Below are 17,637 nucleotides of genomic sequence, written 5' to 3' on the forward strand. Positions count from 1 at the left end.
TCTATGGAATTTATTCGAGAATATGCGGATTGGTTCTACCTTGTAGGTGCGGTCCTTTTCATATTAACCTTACGTGGTCTTTCAGGTCCTAAAACTGCGATTGCTGGTAACCGTTACGGTATGATTGCCATGGCGATTGCGGTAATCACCACATTCTTTGTCGCAGATCATCCTGTTGTATGGATGATTGGTGGTGCAATGGTGTTGGGTGCAATTGTCGGTATTGCGCGTGCACGTACAGTTCCAATGACCCAAATGCCAGAAACAGTGGCATTGATGCACTCACTTGTTGGTTTGGCTGCGGTATTAATTGCAATTGCTGCAATTTTACATAATAACCAACTGACTGCTTTGTTTGCACAAAACGAATCTGCTTTAACCGCTGCTGGTGTACAGCATGCGCATATGAGTAAAGTTCATTTATTTGAATTATTCGTCGGTTGCTTCGTTGGTGCGATTACCTTTACTGCATCTGTATTTGCTTATGGTAAGTTAGCTGCAAAGAAATGGGCAAAAACCATTTCAGGTGCTTGGGTTAAACCCGTTCAAGCGATCATTTTCCTGGCTATGCTGGCGTGTGGTGTATACTTCTTTACCACAGGCAACATGCAAGCATTCTGGGCAATGACTGCATTGGCATTGGCATTTGGTTGGGTTTGGATTGCACCAGTCGGTGGTGGTGATATGCCAGTGGTGGTTTCACTACTGAACTCATTCTCTGGTTGGGCTGCGGCTGGTATTGGTTTCACACTTGAAAACAACATGCTGATTGTTGCGGGTTCACTGGTGGGTTCATCAGGTGCAATTCTGTCTTACATCATGTGTAAAGCAATGAACCGTTCAATCATCAATGTATTGTTTGGTGGTGCGATGGGTGGTACGGCTGTAGCATCGGTTGATAAAGGTGAGCAAGTTCAACGTAATTACCGTTCTGGTTCTGCGGATGATGCGGGCTTCTTGATGTCGAATGCGGACAGCGTTGTGATTGTACCGGGTTATGGTATGGCGCAAGGTCGTGCACAAAACGCAGTGAAAGAATTGTGTGAAATCTTAAAAGAGCAAGGTGTAACGGTTCGTTTTGCAATCCATCCAGTTGCAGGTCGTATGCCTGGTCATATGAATGTATTGTTGGCGGAAGCTGATGTTGCATATGAAGACATCTTGGAAATGGACGAGATCAACTCTGATTTCCCGGCGACTGATGTTGTATTGGTGATTGGTGCGAATGACGTTGTTAACCCAGCGGCTAAAGATGATCCAAGCTCACCAATTTATGGCATGCCGATTCTTGAAGCACATAAAGCACGTACCATTATGGTAATCAAGCGCTCTATGGCAACAGGTTATGCAGGTTTAGACAATGACTTATTCTACAATGACAAAACCATGATGATCTTTGGTGATGCTAAGAAAGTTGTTGAAGAGATGACAAAAGCAATCAATGGTGGTGGGCACTAAGCCGCTATCGGATTAAATCCACCCCAAGCCTCCTTTGATAAAGGAGGGAGCCTAACCGCCTTCGGGCGGTTTTTTATTATTCACTGTTTGATGTTATGATTTTGATAAAAACCGACTGAATAAAAAATGATGAATCAACCATTTAAAATAATCTGTAACAGCTTAGGCATCTATCTGGCATTTTCCTTGTCTATAACGCATGCACAAGTTTTTGAAATTCAAGATGGCTCGAAACACTATGATGCCGTAATTGATATTGCATGTGAAAAAGATGAATGTGGGGCTAAGGCCGAAGTAAAGCTATTTAAAAAGGGCAGTAAAGCGGTATTTCAAGCATTTCACTCTGATGAACTGACCATGTATTTGGATGAAAAGTTTAAACCGAGTGTTAATGTTATACAGCTTTATGGCGAACAAAGTCCTTTGATTTTTGATGATTTTAACTTCGATGGAACAGAAGACCTCGCGATTAGAAACGGCAATTATGGTTCTTATGGCGGTCCTGTGTATGACATTTATGTATTTAATCAAAGCAAGAATAAATTTGTTTTAAGTCAGGAACTCTCTGCACTTACTCAAGAAAATTTAGGTATGTTCGAGCTAGACAAAAAGCGCAAACGCATTATCACCTTTAATAAAAGTGGCTGTTGCTACCATATTCGTTCTGAGTATCAAGTTGTACCTAGAAAAGGTTTATTGCTGGTTCGAGAGTTTATTGAGGATGCTACTTCACCCAAAGGTGATCAAGTTGAAGTCACAGATCGCAATCTGGTCAATGGAAAATGGAAGGAAAAGACCAAGTATTATCCAACTGCAAAATATTATGCTCAGTAGTCACAATTTACCTCGTATACCTATTCTGTATTGATATCGCTATATGATGTAAATCAACAGATGCTGAATTGTAGGGCAGAGTGAGGTCTTATGAATAGAACGATTTCTTTACGTTGTGGCGTTAAATTTTTAAACATAAAAAAGCCCATCCAAAGATGAGCTTTTTTAATTAAAACTGAAACTTAGTGAGGAATATGCTCTTCATCTTCGAATTCAGGTTTAACTTGTACGATAAAGTCTTGACGGTTAAGACCACGCCACAATGCAAATGCAGTACCAATATAGATTGAAGAATAAGTACCCACAAATACACCAATAAACATGGCAACTGAGAACCAGTGTAAGCCATCACCACCCAAGAACATCATTGCAAGTACAACCAGCAATAATGTCATCGAGGTATGAATGGTACGTTTTAAGGTTTCAGTTAACGCAATATTCACAATTTCTAACGGTGTTGCGCCACGAATCTTACGGAAGTTTTCACGAATACGATCCGATACAACAATGTTATCGTTTAACGAGAAGCCGATTAAGGCAAGAATAGCCGCTAAAACAGTAAGGTCAAATGGCCATTGCATCATTGCAAAAATACCAATCGTTACGATCACATCGTGCAGTAATGAAAGCACTGCACCAACTGCAAGTTTAAACTCGAAGCGAATGGTCACGTAGATCAGCATAAGCAGCATTGCAAGCGCTACAGCACCTGCAGAGCGTAAATATAGCTCATTACCGACTTGACCACCGACAGAGTCAACTTTGTGAACAACAGCAGTGTTATTCGGCAGTTGAACCGCTTTGGTGATGGTATTGCTTAAGTCTTCAACTTTAAGGTCTTGCGCAGGCATACGTACAATTAAGTCTTTGTTTGAACCTAATGTTTGTACAACTGCATCTTTAAAGCCGGCTTTATCCAAATTCGAAATCACGTCTGCTGGTTTTGCTGCATATTGATAGTTCAATTCTGCAGAAACACCACCAGTAAAATCTAAACCAAGATTTAAGCCTTTGGTTGCAATAAAGAAGATACTTGCAATGGTCAAAAGGATTGAGATGATTGCCGCTGGTTTGGCAATCTTCATGAAATTAATTACATGCTCATCATCTGGGCGACCATATTTCTTTTTCGGTTGAGTCACATCAGTCATCTTCGATCTCCTATATGCTCAACTTATTCAAGTTACGTTTTCTGCCATATACCAATTGGACAATTGCACGTGTTACTGTAATTGCAGTAAACATTGAGCAAATAATACCAATCATCAGCGTTACAGCGAAGCCTTTGATCGGACCTGTACCAATAGCAAACAGAATAAATGCAACCAAGAATGTGGTTAAGTTTGAGTCGAGAATGGTGTTATAGGCTCGATCATAACCGGCAATAATGGCCTGTTTGGGCGAGGCCCCCCAGCGCATTTCTTCTCGTATTCGCTCACAGATCAGTACGTTGGCATCCACCGCCATACCAATGGTGATTACGATACCGGCAATACCTGGTAAGGTCAGTGAAGCCCCGATCCAAGACATAATGGTGAGAAGCATTGCTAAGTTAATCACTAATGCTACATCAGCAATTAAACCAAATAGACGGAAGAACACGATCATCCAGATTGCAACAAGCAGGAAGCCAACTTGCGTTGATAATACGCCTTTGTCGATGTTCTCTTGTCCCAAACTTGGACCAACAACACGTTCTTCTACAAAGTACATTGGTGCAGCTAAAGCACCAGCACGTAACATCAATGCAAGTTCAGCCGCTTCTTGAGGAGAATCTAAACCGGTAATACGGAAAGATGAACCTAAAACCGCTTGAATATTTGCAGCATTGATTACCACAGATTCAGTATATGGGGTACGAACTTCTGTCATTGCACCTGTAACTGGATCAGCAACAGAGGTGATTTTTTGTTTATTTTCAATAAACAAAACCGCCATACGTTTGCCAACAGCAGTACGGGTTGCATCTGACATCAACTTACCACCAGCAGTATCTAAAGTAATATTTACTTCAGCGCCACCACTATCTTGGCTAAAACCACTTGATGCATTTTGTACACGTTCACCCGTAAGGATACGGCTGCGATTTAATAATAGTTCACGACCACTGTCCAAAGATTCGTAAGCAAAAACTTCAGTACCTGGCGGTAAAGGTTGACCATTATATTTACCTGTGAAACGGTCAATATATTGATCATTTAAATCAGACACTAAACGGAATTCAAGGTTTGCAGTACGCCCCAAGACACGTTTAGCTTCGGCAGTATCTTGTACACCAGGCAATTCAACCACAATACGGTTGCTACCTTGGCTTTGTACCAATGCTTCAGCCACACCTAACTCATTAATACGGTTACGTAAAGTGGTTAAGTTTTGGTTAAGTGCATAAGATTGAATATCTTGCTTGGTCGCATCGTTATAAGTCAACTTAAGCGTAGAACCTGTATCCGTTGCTAAAGCTTGTTGATTGAACTTATTCCCATCACGACGTAAAAAGTCCATTACCGCTGCACGGTCATCATTATTTGCAAACTGAATCGTAATGGTATTGTTGTTCAATGAAAGACTATTAAATTTAATCTTATTGTCACGAAACTCACGACGTAAGTCTGTTGCTGAGGTTTCCATACGTTGTGCAATAGCTTTGTCCATATCTACTTCAAGTAAGAAATGAACACCACCACGTAAGTCCAAACCAAGCTTCATTGGCTTAGCGCCAATTTTTTGCAACCACTCAGGTGTGGTTGGTGCAAGGTTTAATGCAACGGTATAGTTCTCACCCAAACCTTTGCTGAGGACATCTTTTGCTTTTAACTGTGCTTCAGACGTATTTAAACGCAGAAGGGCAGCATTGTTGGTGAAGGTATTATCATGACTGCTAATATTTTCACTTTTTAAAATTTGCTCTGCTTTTTGTATGACAGACTGATCAATTGTGGTACCAGCCTTGGCACCAGAAATTTGAACAGCAGGTTCGTCAGGATACAAACTCGGCAGCGCATATAATGTACTGATCACTAGTACCACTAGAATCAATATATATTTCCATGCAGGGTAACGCATTCGCTTTCTTCTTAAAATGAAAAAGTCGTGCTAAGTGCACGACCGTTTTATGATTAAAGGTTATTTAATGTGCCTTCAGGGAGTACTGAAATAACACTTGCACGTTGAACTTTGACTTCATTTCCTTTGCTTAATTCAACCACTGCAAAGTCGCCATCAATTTTTAGGATACGACCCATTAAGCCGCCTGCAAAAACAATTTCACTGCCAACACCTAAGCTTTCGATTAAAGTACGGTGTTCTTTTGCACGTTTTGCTTGAGGACGCCAGATGAGAAAATAAAAGATTGCAACAAATACTACAATCATCAATATGTTTGCCATCATGCCTGGGCCTTGTGCAGGCGCTGCTGCAGCGTGAGCAGAAGAAATAAATAAGCTCATTCTAATTTCCTAATGTTAAAAATTATCTGCCATTTTCATGGCTTTTAAATTGACTTGTTCAGCAATTTACCTTGTCTTGGGTTTCAGCGCAAATACTGTTGAATTAATCTTCAATTCAACTTTATATTGGGGCATTAGTCAGCAGGACAAGGAGGAACTTCTAAACCGCGACGTTGATAGAAATCAGTCACGTATTCATCAAAAGTTCCCTGATCTAAAGCATCACGAATATCTTGGGTAAAACGTTGGTAATAACGTAAATTATGGATCGTGCCCAACATTGAACCGAGCATTTCACCGCATTTTTCTAAATGGAATAAATAAGCACGGGTGAAGTTGGTACAGGTATAACAGTCGCAATGTGGATCCAGTGGACTTTGATCATGACGATATTGGCTGTTACGAATTCGAACCAAACCATCGGTAACAAAATAATGACCATTACGTGCATTTCGAGTTGGCATGACGCAGTCGAACATATCAACACCGCGACGAATTGCTTCAACGATATCTTCTGGTTTACCCACACCCATCAAATAACGTGGTTTATCTTCTGGCATTTTTACAGGCAGATAATCCAAAACTTTGATCATTTCTTCTTTTGGTTCACCGACAGATAAACCACCAATCGCAAAGCCATCAAAATCAATTTCTTTAAGACCGTTTAAAGACTCTTCACGAAGGTCTTCATACATTCCGCCTTGAATGATTCCAAACAATGCGTTTCTATTTTTTAAAACATCGTGATGTTGAGTTTTACAACGCTTTGCCCAACGTAATGACAGTTGAAGCGATTTCTGTGCTTCTTCATGGGTTGCTGGATATGGCGTACATTCATCAAAAATCATCACAATATCTGAGTTCAATGTATGTTGAATATCCATTGAAATTTCAGGAGATAAAAAGACTTTTGAACCATCAATAGGTGAGCGGAAAGTAACCCCTTCCTCTTTGATTTTACGCATAGCACCCAGACTGAAGACTTGGAAGCCGCCTGAATCAGTAAGAATCGGTTTGCCCCATTTCATAAACTCATGCAAACCGCCGTGTTCACGGATAACATCTAGTCCAGGACGTAAGTAAAGATGGAAGGTATTACCTAAAATAATTTGTGCTTTGATGTCTTCGATATCGCGTGGCAACATGCCTTTAACTGTGCCATAAGTTCCCACAGGCATGAACACAGGTGTTTCAATCACACCATGTTCTAAAGTTAAACGACCACGACGAGCACGCCCCGACTGACCTAATTTTTCAAACTTCATAAATAACCTAAATCTGGCGAAAAAACAGTTCGCTGATTGATAATTGCAAAAGGGGGCTATTTTCCCTGATTTTATGGTCGAATACCAGTCATGTTGTTTTTCATAATGTTAAATTTAAAATTATTGATTTAGCGCCTTGAACATCAATAGGTTGATAGGAGAATCATTTTTTTATCGTTGAATAATTATTGTTTGAATATCAAGGTATTATTTTTATGCAGCTCAAAAGCGAATAGTGGTTCGCTTTTGAGCTTAGATTTGGACAAGATAGAAAATTAGTCTTTTGCCTTACGACCGATAATGATCAAGGCGATAATTCCCAGAATCATGATGAATATTCCATAATGATTCCAAAAATTACGTTGCATTTTATTTTCTTGGTATTCAGGGTTTTTACTTAAGGTTGAAATGACATCATCAGGTAATTCATAAAACGTATCTGGTTCTGCATCAGTCATGCCGACTAAGGTGCAGTCCCATGTTTTGACATCTGCCCATAAGATCCCAAAGTGACTACATTTATACCCTGCATTTAAACTTTTAAGATCTTCATATTGACTTAACACCTCTTGTGGAAATGGGCCAACCTTAAACATTTCATCGCCTGTATTGAAAACTAACAGGCCTTTCGCTTGAGCAGGGGCTTGCCAGAGAAAACACAGACATAACATCATGAATAATTTTTTTAACATTTGATTTACTCCAATCTTTAGATTGTCTTTTTATTAAGTTGATCATTTTAAGTTGATCGTTTTGTTCTAAAAATAGTCATTTTTTAGCGGTTTGAAAATATCAGAAAATGATCGAAATGTCATTTTTTATATTGAAAACAAACAGGATTATGGCTGAATTTTTATTCAAATTTCCACATGGTGATTTAGGCGATATGTTTCGAGTCAAATATACTCAATCGCCACAATCGATTCCTGATCATGGCTTTAAAGCTGATCCAAAAAAATTGTTGAATTTATCAAACTGATTTAGCACTTGTTCAACCTTGGCAATCCGTTGTTCTAAACTTCCTGTTAAAGCGATGTATGGAATCCGACGTTGTTTGAGATCCGCAATAATTTGCTGATGAAAAATAGCTCTTTTTTGGGGGCCGCTACGATCCCAAGTGTCGTCATAAGCAATATCATCTTCACACAAGAAAAATAAGTCATAGCGCTGTGCATTTTCGAGAGCAAGTTGTTTGAGGTGCTCAGGTAATCGTCCATGATAATCCATACAAAACATCGCTGTGGTTATCGCGTTGGTATCTACAAATAAATAACGGTTTGCATCTAAAGTGACCTGATCTTCATAGGCGATATGACGATCTGCAATAATATTGAAATCTTCAAAACCGATACGACGATCAACTTGGTGAGTTTCCCAATATTCACGCCCATATTCTGGGGCAAAAGTTGTTGCATACTTTTTCGCAAGCGCTTCAACCAGAGTCGACTTGCCTGTAGACATTGCACCGACAAAGACGACTTTGCTAATCAAATCTGCATAGACACAGTTGGGAATAAATTTCCGATTTTGAAAGGCATTTGCTCGAATCATTGTAGCGGAGATCGGCACTTGTAGACGTGACTCATCCACTCTACGATCAATTGCATTGAGTGCAGTGCTGACATGCTCACCATAAAATTCACTACTATAAAAATGCGAAATTTTCATGCCATTGAGCTTTTGAATGATGTAATTTTCTTGTTCTATTTCAAAAGCCCGATCATTGGAATAACCCTCAGGCCCATCCCATGCCTCAATCACATGAATTTGAGGAAATAAATCTCTGATCCATTGGGCGCGAATGTTTAAGGGGATAGTTGTAATTGAACTTTGATAGATCAATACATACAGCTCATCTACCTCTTGTAATGCTGTTTCAAATACATGCATATGACCTGCATGTAAGGGTGCATATTTACCGAGTGTCAGTCCGATTTTTTTCATAGTTTTTAAATTCAATAGGATGAGTTTGAATAGTTTTGTGCAAGTTTGTTCCAGTTATAGTAGCCATAGATGGCATTGATCAGAAAAGCCGACCACATCAATAACATCATTGCACCATCACCACTCCCATCAAGGGTTCGGATCGCCCACATTAAAATACTGAAGATATTTAAAGTAATATAAAACCACCATTGCTCTTTAAAACGCAGTAGCATCAAAATCGTTGCTGTGATTGCAAGAATATTGGTGGTTGCATCTATATAAGGCGTGTTTTGAGTGGGAATTTGGGCAAGCAGATAACCGAGTATCGCAATACAACCTATATTGCTTAGGATGATCAAAATCAAATACGCCTGCCGAAGGGTATAGGCCTGTTGTAATTGTTTTTCTTTGGTATGTTGCTGCCAAAGTAACATGCCGATCAAAGCAGTTGGGACGAAGAACAAGAGATTCAGTCCCATTTCGCCATAAAGCCCGTTGTTATAGCAAATCCATGCATAAGCACAGCTATTGAATAAACCAAAACTATAATTGAGAATATTCCCTTTCGCTGCCAAAACCACACAGAGAATTCCGCTGAGTAATACCACGAAATTAAACCATGTATCTTGTTGAACTAAGGTAATGATACAGCCGATGAAAATAAAACTAAAAAGCCAAATAATCTCAAATACATTCCAGTTTTTGAAAAGAAAGCGAAAGGGAGGGGTGGAAAAGATTTTCAACATAGGGTTGGTAATTCTAAGTAATGCTGTTGGTGTTATTTGCTGGTAATTTATATCCGATTTAAATCCTACAGACGATTTGAAATTTTAGTTTAATCGCATGCAAGGACTGGATTGTTGACCATTGTTTTTTTTACCAAGCTTGTTGATAAATCCATTGTGATTATTTATTTTTTACGTATTTATTCAAGTAATTGATCAAAGAACCTTCCCAATATTTCTTTGGGAAGGATGGGTTTTTCTAATAATATAGAGTAAAGCTTAGTTAAAATTAGGCTTGTAATCAAAATTCTGAGTGACCACATTGTCGGAAAATGGACGAATTGTTTTCTTTGCCAAAGTAATGGTATTGATCATATTGTTTGGAAAAATTTCGATGGTGTTATTAAATTCTTCAACATTACGGTTAAAGATAGTGATTGCTGCACCGACATTTTCATTTTGTTCTTGAATATCATCCATCATTTTTGCATACAAAGTATCCGCTTTGAGTTCAGGATAATTTTCAACCACCACATTTAAACTTTTCATTAAATCTTGATTGAGTTTTTCAACATGTTGCAGTTGAGAAACATCAGTATTGTTCAAGTTTAGATTCAAAATTTGCTGACGTAACTCGGTCACTTTTTCTAAAGTTGATTTTTCAAATTGTGTATATTGCGCCAAAGTTTGCTCTAAAGTTTCCAGTGTTTTTACTTTCTGGCGTTCAAAGTTGGCAACTTCAGCCCATGCGCGTTGTGTCGCATTGAAATAACGCACAATGTTATTTCTGACCAGAATACCCCAAACGATCAGAACAATAAAAATCCCAATAAATATGATTAAACCCATTTTGATTATTCCTTTTGATTTATGAAATCAAGTTTAGCATGCACTGTTTAAATTTTTCATATTCAGGCATGGTTAATGTTCTTAAATGTCCACGAAGTGCTGAAATATCCTGAAGCTTTTGTTTTTTACGACGAATGCGAAAGAGATCTTGATCTCCCATATAGCACAGCATATTTTCTTCAAAATGATAAACAATATCACCTGAATAGTGTTGAAAAAAATCACTTAATTTTAAGGTGATACTTGGACTAATGGTACGGGCAAGTTGATGTTGATCATAGCCAAAAATATATAAATTTTGACTGACCAGAATATCCGCAGTTTTCCATATTTGGGTATAGGGCGGAATAAATTCATGATGTTTATTACTGGCGGCAAAGCCGAGGGCGGGTAATTGAAAAATAAAAGCACCCCATTGGTTTTTATGAGTTTCCTTAATTATCTGTTTTTCACCCTGGGTATTGGGCAGTGAAAACTCATCGACATAATGATACTGAAATAACATCACATGATGTTCTTGTTCACCATCAAACCATTTGGTGGATGCAAATTGTTCAATCTCATTCAACACATTGCCTTGCGAAAACAACGGAAAACTTTGTTTTAACTTGCTCATGACCAAAAAGCTATTGCTTGTTGTGGAGATATGACTTGGGGTTTTATTAAAATCTAATTCGTAGCGGAGAAACATCATGCGCTGTTCTAAAAAATTGATGACTTCATCAATTGGATCGCTTTGCTCATAAATTAAATAAGCAGCAAAACAGCATAACAAGGCTGCTAATAGACTCAGTGGGTAGGGAATATAGTGATGAATCAGCCAACCAAAAATTGCAGTCAGTACCCCAATCATAAACAGCAGTCTGGGGATGAGATTATGAAAAAATAATTCTCTACATTCTCCCCACGGATGTAAGCCATCTAAAATATCTTGTGCAGATTGAGCCTGTTGTCCAATTTCCCAAAGCCGAGCGATATTACGCATCACATGTTTATTTTTTCTTGTGCGTAGGTGAAGTAATCGCTCAACGGTTTCTATAGGCATGGCAAATAATCATGATTGAAGTCTATTAAAGTTCGAATTCCAGATTGATCAGTATGCGATAAATTATTGTATCGACAAAGTAAATTATTTATTTTTCAACTTTATTTGTCCCGTAATGAGGCTGGACTTCTTGTAGAATCGTGATCAGTGAATCTTTAAGCTGCTCATAATCAGGCATGTTCATACTTTCAAGTTGTGCAGCCAAATCATAGACAGTTTGAACTTTATCGACTTGCATTTGCGCTTTGGTAATATCCGTTTTAAATAGCCAGCACAAAGAAGGGCGCTGAGCTTGAACATAAAAATCACCTTTAAAATAAGCCATGGCTTGATCAAGCATTAATACATGATTTGGTGTGAAAAATTTGGCAAGTTGCATTTCATTTGTACCACTTAATTGGTACTGATTGTCGAAACGAATATCCCCACTCGACCATTTTACGCCAAGACGGCAGGCTCGATTTTGTTTAGATGAAATACTGATACCTTGAGCAGGGAAGTTTTCTAGAATGATCCCCCATAAATCATAATGACGATATTCAGTCTTTTTTTTGCCTTCTGAATCACGCGTTTCGACTTCATCCACATAATGATAATTAAACAGCATATATGGATAGTTGATGCCGTTGACCTGCCAAGCGCCATAAATGCAATGACCAATCGTATTTTCATGATCCCCTAATCCAAATAACGGGAAATTATAAGGAGACTCAATATTTTCATCGAAGGCATTGGGATAGAAGCGGATTTGATATTTCGCTTCTAGGTTCTTTTGATGAGCATCTTCAACCAATTGATTGAGGGCTTTTGTCGAAGTGCGCTTATAGAAAGCAAAAGCCACACTCGCACCCGCAACCAGTAAGAGTATCGGGTGGGTAAAAATAGCCAGTACAAATACGCCAATCGCGATCGCGATAAAAAGCCAAAACGTATAATTTTGAATAGATAGACTCGGATCATCTTGCCAATTCTTTAAGCTTGCAATGATCTGTTCAAAATCTTGATTTGATGAGAGTAACTGATTGATCGCATGGATATTGTGCTGAGTCTTGCCATTGTTGGCGTGTTGTTGACTAAAGGCATTTTGAATTTTTGTGAGTAAATCATTCATCTTTATTCATTATTGTAGCAAGTGCTTAGATGCCTGATTGTAACGAAAAAATGATTTTGAATGCAAAGTGTGGTGTTTAAACCACACTTTGCATATTGGTATGCTGACTAAGCAATAATTTTTAAATACATTGCGCTTAGTTGAATCTAACCATTTGCGTTTTCAATCAACATTGCATCGCCATAACTAAAGAAGCGATATTTGCTTGCAACAGCATGTTGATATGCATTCATAATATTGTCACGGTTGGATAATGCAGATACCAACATTAACAAGGTAGATTCTGGTAAATGAAAGTTGGTGATCAAGCGATCAACCACACAGAACTGATACCCTGGATAGATAAAGATTTGTGTATCGCCTGTCCATGCGGCAATTTTTCCACCAGACGCTTGCGCTGCACTTTCTAAGGCACGTGTTGCTGTCGTTCCGACGGCAATTACTTTGTTGCCACGTGCTTTGGTTTCTTGAATCAATTTTGCAGTTGCTTCAGGCACATCACACCATTCACTGTGCATGATGTGATTTTCGATCTGATCTGTGCGTACTGGTAAGAATGTTCCAGCACCCACATGCAAGGTTACAAAAGCTTTATTTACGCCTTTTTGCTCTAATTTTTCTAATAGGGCTTGGTCAAAGTGCAAACTTGCTGTCGGTGCTGCTACGCTGGCCAATTTGGTTGGATCGTTAAACACGGTTTGATAACGTTCTGTGTCAATGGCTTCTGCTTCACGGTTAAAGTAAGGCGGTATAGGCAATTGTCCATATAAATCTAAAACTTGCAAAATAGGCTGTGAAAACTCCACCACAAATAAGTTTTCATGACGACCTGTTACCGTCACCTTGACTTCATCTTTGCCAATAAATAACTCAGCACCTGCTTTAGGTGAATTGCTGGCTTTGATATGACAATGTGCAATGGTCTGATCAAAAATACGTTCAACCAAAACTTCAATAGCACCACCAGAGGCGCGTTTACCTTTTAAGCGTGCTTTCATTACTTTGGTATCATTGAGTACCAATAAATCACCTTCATTGAATAAATCAAAAACATCGGTGAAGTGAAGATCTTGGTATGAACCATCTGCATTGAGATGTAAAAGGCGAGAAGCGCTACGTGTTTCAAGTGGGTAGCGCGCAATGAGTTCGTCGGGAAGTTCGAAATTAAAATCGGAGAGTTGCATCATGAGGAAGAAAAACTGACATTTGGGATTTAAAAACTGCCGCTAGTATAGTCGTTTTTCAAATTAATGGCTGAAATTGATGTTTTATAATCCAAAAAAACCAGATCTGCCTTAAAATTAAACAAATGTGAAAACTTGTCGTTGACAAGAAAATGAAACGCGCTATTATACGCACACAACCTCTCCCGAGGTGGTGAAATTGGTAGACGCGGTGGACTCAAAATCCACTGTCAGCGATGACGTGTCGGTTCGAGTCCGACCCTCGGGACCAGAATATAGAATAGTAATATTCTCCAAAACCCCAAGCTTTATATAGAGTTTGGGGTTTTGTTGTTTCAGAGAGATATGGTTTGAATATCTGATTTGGTGTGTCAGGGCATGCTGTCTCACATCTTTCCACCAAGATTTTAAAATGCACAGTTGATCTGCATATGTTTATAAAAAGTGGTGTGCTGAAGATGGGTGGAAAAACAAGACCAGTTTTCAGGTGATGCAGCAAAGAGGTCATAAATTAAAAAATTATAATTGCTGATGAATATACCCAGTCTAATTTAAACATGATTAACTATAAAATAGCTGGCAAAAAAAGCCATTGAAGTGATTTTTGATAATAAAACTGGTCTTTTTCTCAATTACAATTTCACGTAATAATTGCAAAATGACTTTCAGGAGTATTTTTTATATTTCTAATACTTAATTCTATTTGTATATAGAAAGTTTCTTTTTGATACAATGTTTTGGCTCATAGTGAGCTAATGGATCGGGGCATTTTGAGTCGATGCATGGGAGCAAGTATAAAGGTTAATCATGGAAAATAATTCAGACATTATTAGTAATGACAATGGTGTAAAAATTTTACAACAATTTGAAGAAATCAAATTCCATCTAAATAAATACATAGATGCAGTAGTGGGAACAGCAGAAGATATAAAGCTTTTGGATGATCCTCTTAAAAGAACTATTTCAGATATTTTAAAGAGCTTTTTGGTGGTAAAAATTCCTGAATATGAATCAATAGTAAAAAATAATATTGAGTTGTTTGTAAACAATGATTTTGCAGAAATTCTATTAAATGACTTAAACTCTTTGAGAAGTATAATAATTTATGATAATAGTGATAAATCATTAAATATTTTGGAAAAGATTAAAAGTTTTATTGTTGGGTTTGAGAATATTAGACTTTCAATAATTTCACTACAGAATGCGAACAACCTTATTAGAAATGAATTGCAGCCAGCAATTGAGGATGTAAAAGAAAAAGTAAAAGACTTCGAGTCGGTTCGTTTGGCACTGGAACAAAGAGAAACAAGCTCTATATATTTAGATTTACATAATAAATATAAAGATGAATTTGGACAAAATAATTTTTATTTTTTTGGTACATTAATTATAGCTGTAACTATTACCTTTTTAACTTCAATTAAAATTAATTCATTGAATGCATTTTTTACTACTGAACTGAATTATTGGGTTTTCTTTATAACGATAAAGGTTCTAATACTTTCTATTACAATTACTTTATGTACTTTATTTTTAAGAAGAGCATCTCATGCAAAAAAACTGCATGAGCAAGCATATCAAACTCATGTGGAAATTAATGCTTTTCCAATTCATGTAAGGTCTTTAAAAGAAGAAGATAAATATGAATTAATAAAAGAGTTGGCTCTAAAATACTTTGGTAAAGAATTAGATCAAACTCAAAATGATAAAATTGGGGATTTGATGCAAAATCAAGTTTACTCTAGTACTGAATTGATTAAGGCAAGTGCAGAAATGTTGAAGGCTAAAGGTGGTTCTACACAGCCACAGTAATGTTGAAACTTGTAAAGTTTAGAGTTCTCTAAAGGGTAGCTTTTTAATGAATTGAGAAAGAATTAAATTTTCCTTTTGGTACAATTGGTTGATTAATATTTTAGTGATTAGGTCAAAATGACCTGATATAACCGTGAATGTAGAAGGTATTAATAATAATGGCTCATGAAATTGATGTAGGGACTGGTAACGAAGGCTCAGAATTTACAAAATTGTTTAGAGAATTAAGGCTTGTTTCTAAAAATATTGAAAATCTAAAAAATGAGAAATTTAAAGATGAAATTAGGTCCAGTCTTAATTTAGAAAACGTTATAAATGATAAAATATATGAGATTGATAAATGCTTAAAATTAACCAAAAGATTTATAAATCATGAAACTGAAAGTTTGGTAATATCGAAAATATTAGAAATTAGGAGGATTCTGGATGATTATTATGTGGAACTTGAAGGAAATAATTTTCTCTTCGATTTTGATAGTGAGTTGGTGTTAGATAATATTGTGGATGAGTTGGAATCTATAATAAGAGGAGATGTTGGTGAAAAGCTTGCTGAATATGGTAAGTATTATGAAAAAATAGAACCACTTATAAAGATTGAAAATAACCTTTTAAAGTTGGAAGAACTGTTTGTTGAAACGGAGGATGGTAGTGATAATCAGGAAGTAGCTATAACATTAAATAATATTAAGGCGATTAATAGTTTTTTTAAAAATAGAGATAAATATAAGTTTTTTATTATTTTACCTTTGGAATATTTGAATAATTTTTCTAAAAAAACAGAAACTTTTTTTGGAATTTTTAGTGATAGAGCTAGTAGTGATAGTGTGGAGTTAATAGAAGCATTTTATGATGTTTTAAATTCTTTGAGTTTTGTGGGTTCCAGAGACCGATGGAATAACGATCTTTTTTGGGAAACTACATATAAATACCAGGAATCTAAAGAAGTAAATAAACTGTCTCGAGAATTAACAAGTAAGATTCAAGCGGTAGATAATTTTAAAAAACTAGAAAGCATGGTTATAGATGGGTATGAGTCATCTCTTAATGAAAGCTTTTCTTTAATGGAAAAAGTAAAAAATGATATTCGTCATGAATTATCATCGGCTAAAAAATATGTCTCACAACTAGAAAATGAAAAAAATGCAGTATTACAGTATTCTGAAGACGTAAAAAATACTGCTGCTGTTAAAGTGTATGCGGACTTATACAATAAAGAGATATTAATAGCTGCGTGGTTTAGATTTACTACATTATTGGTTTTTGGAGTCCTATCATTTATAGCATTGATTTGTTTGATTGCTTTATTCTTATTTCCTGAAAACCATTACATCGTAAAAAATTTAATTAATACAGATAAAATTTTAGGAAAAATTCCTTTTATTATCACTTTCTTTGTTTTTGGTTTTTATTTAGCTAAAGAGGGAGAAAAACATAGACGTATTGCTAATCAGGCGAAGCAAACTGAAGGAGAGTTGATCGCATTAGCAAGTTATACCAATGGTTGGGATAGTAAAGAAATTAGGGAATTGAAGACTAAACTTGCTGATAAATATTTTGGTAAAAACCTATACGAAACTGAAAAGGCTCTGCAACCTGATAGCGATATGGTAAAAAGTCTAATTGAGCAGACAAAAGTAACAACGGATTTAGTCAAGAGTTTGAAGGCTACACTAGCACCTACAACATTGGAGCAGACTGATAAGTCTGGAAAAGATGGTTAAGATTTAGATAATTAAATATAAGTTAATGTCATATAAAAACCCAATTATAAAATTGGGCTTTTATTAATTAGTGTTAGTTGATGTAATCTTTAGTCTGTACTGTTGTGCTTCTTGAATGAAGTAATCAATAGCATGTTCATACGACTATCGTTTTATATATTTGCAATTTAATATTTAGTTGTGTGGTAAAGACTTTCCACAATTTTGTTGTAGCTGAAGGCACTTCTAACAGAATCGTATCTGCTTTAATTCCCTAGTCTA

General features: G+C 36.9%; 15 protein-coding genes and 1 tRNA gene. 5 read left to right on the forward strand and 11 right to left on the reverse strand.

From position 1 onward, the window contains the following. Positions 1-3 precede the first annotated feature (3 nt). Together ACZ5QH_RS03030 and ACZ5QH_RS03035 are read left to right on the forward strand one after the other, a co-directional pair. Positions 4-1,458 carry an NAD(P)(+) transhydrogenase (Re/Si-specific) subunit beta gene (locus ACZ5QH_RS03030; protein WP_151801647.1) on the forward strand — a complete coding sequence of 485 codons (1,455 nt, stop codon included), beginning with the start codon at positions 4-6 and terminating at the stop codon, positions 1,456-1,458. A 126-nt stretch (positions 1,459-1,584) separates the two neighbouring features. After that, complete coding sequence (locus ACZ5QH_RS03035) at positions 1,585-2,292, forward strand: XAC2610-related protein (RefSeq protein ID WP_209826890.1); 708 nt, start codon at positions 1,585-1,587, stop codon at positions 2,290-2,292. Positions 2,293-2,474: 182 nt separating this feature from the next. On the opposite strand, the gene secF is transcribed toward ACZ5QH_RS03035, so the two are convergent. The 11 genes from secF to queA all read right to left on the reverse strand — a co-directional run bounded on the left by secF (position 2,475) and on the right by queA (position 13,843). Beyond that, a complete protein-coding gene (gene secF / locus ACZ5QH_RS03040; RefSeq protein ID WP_004723159.1) occupies positions 2,475-3,443 on the reverse strand; it encodes a protein translocase subunit SecF in 969 nt (322 codons plus the stop codon). Between the two features lie 10 nt (positions 3,444-3,453). After that, positions 3,454-5,355 carry a protein translocase subunit SecD gene (secD, locus tag ACZ5QH_RS03045; protein ID WP_004723158.1) on the reverse strand — a complete coding sequence of 634 codons (1,902 nt, stop codon included), beginning with the start codon at positions 5,353-5,355 and terminating at the stop codon, positions 3,454-3,456. 53 nt (positions 5,356-5,408) lie between these two features. Then, the gene (gene yajC, locus ACZ5QH_RS03050; RefSeq protein ID WP_004723156.1) at positions 5,409-5,738 is read right to left on the reverse strand and encodes a preprotein translocase subunit YajC; all 330 of its coding nucleotides are present in this window, start codon (positions 5,736-5,738) and stop codon (positions 5,409-5,411) included. 134 nt (positions 5,739-5,872) lie between these two features. Beyond that, entirely contained in the window at positions 5,873-7,003 is a 1,131-nt protein-coding gene (gene tgt / locus ACZ5QH_RS03055) for a tRNA guanosine(34) transglycosylase Tgt (RefSeq protein WP_096733032.1), read from the reverse strand. A gap of 275 nt (positions 7,004-7,278) precedes the next feature. Continuing rightward, the gene (locus ACZ5QH_RS03060; RefSeq protein WP_034609892.1) at positions 7,279-7,695 is read right to left on the reverse strand and encodes a hypothetical protein; all 417 of its coding nucleotides are present in this window, start codon (positions 7,693-7,695) and stop codon (positions 7,279-7,281) included. A gap of 238 nt (positions 7,696-7,933) precedes the next feature. Beyond that, positions 7,934-8,947 carry an AAA family ATPase gene (locus ACZ5QH_RS03065; protein ID WP_303576717.1) on the reverse strand — a complete coding sequence of 338 codons (1,014 nt, stop codon included), beginning with the start codon at positions 8,945-8,947 and terminating at the stop codon, positions 7,934-7,936. Positions 8,948-8,958: 11 nt separating this feature from the next. Continuing rightward, positions 8,959-9,675 carry a nicotinamide riboside transporter PnuC gene (gene pnuC, locus ACZ5QH_RS03070; RefSeq protein ID WP_303576718.1) on the reverse strand — a complete coding sequence of 239 codons (717 nt, stop codon included), beginning with the start codon at positions 9,673-9,675 and terminating at the stop codon, positions 8,959-8,961. Positions 9,676-9,933: 258 nt separating this feature from the next. Continuing rightward, positions 9,934-10,503, reverse strand: coding sequence for a LemA family protein (locus tag ACZ5QH_RS03075; protein ID WP_004723147.1), 570 nt, complete (start codon positions 10,501-10,503; stop codon positions 9,934-9,936). Between the two features lie 19 nt (positions 10,504-10,522). After that, positions 10,523-11,548, reverse strand: coding sequence for a hypothetical protein (locus tag ACZ5QH_RS03080; protein ID WP_096733038.1), 1,026 nt, complete (start codon positions 11,546-11,548; stop codon positions 10,523-10,525). A gap of 88 nt (positions 11,549-11,636) precedes the next feature. Then, complete coding sequence (locus tag ACZ5QH_RS03085) at positions 11,637-12,659, reverse strand: hypothetical protein (protein ID WP_303576719.1); 1,023 nt, start codon at positions 12,657-12,659, stop codon at positions 11,637-11,639. Between the two features lie 146 nt (positions 12,660-12,805). After that, positions 12,806-13,843, reverse strand: a complete 1,038-nt coding sequence (gene queA / locus ACZ5QH_RS03090; protein WP_056514968.1) for a tRNA preQ1(34) S-adenosylmethionine ribosyltransferase-isomerase QueA — start codon at positions 13,841-13,843, stop codon at positions 12,806-12,808. A 184-nt stretch (positions 13,844-14,027) separates the two neighbouring features. On the opposite strand from queA, the gene ACZ5QH_RS03095 reads away from it, so the two are divergent. The 3 genes from ACZ5QH_RS03095 to ACZ5QH_RS03105 all read left to right on the forward strand — a co-directional run bounded on the left by ACZ5QH_RS03095 (position 14,028) and on the right by ACZ5QH_RS03105 (position 17,376). After that, a tRNA-Leu gene (locus tag ACZ5QH_RS03095) sits at positions 14,028-14,114 on the forward strand. A 536-nt stretch (positions 14,115-14,650) separates the two neighbouring features. After that, on the forward strand, positions 14,651-15,655 hold the full coding sequence (locus ACZ5QH_RS03100) for a hypothetical protein (protein WP_303576720.1): 1,005 nt from the start codon (positions 14,651-14,653) through the stop codon (positions 15,653-15,655). Between the two features lie 158 nt (positions 15,656-15,813). Continuing rightward, entirely contained in the window at positions 15,814-17,376 is a 1,563-nt protein-coding gene (locus ACZ5QH_RS03105; RefSeq protein ID WP_303576721.1) for a hypothetical protein, read from the forward strand. The last annotated feature ends 261 nt before the right edge of the window (positions 17,377-17,637 follow it).

It is taken from the genome of Acinetobacter sp. Ac8 (assembly GCF_055392545.1).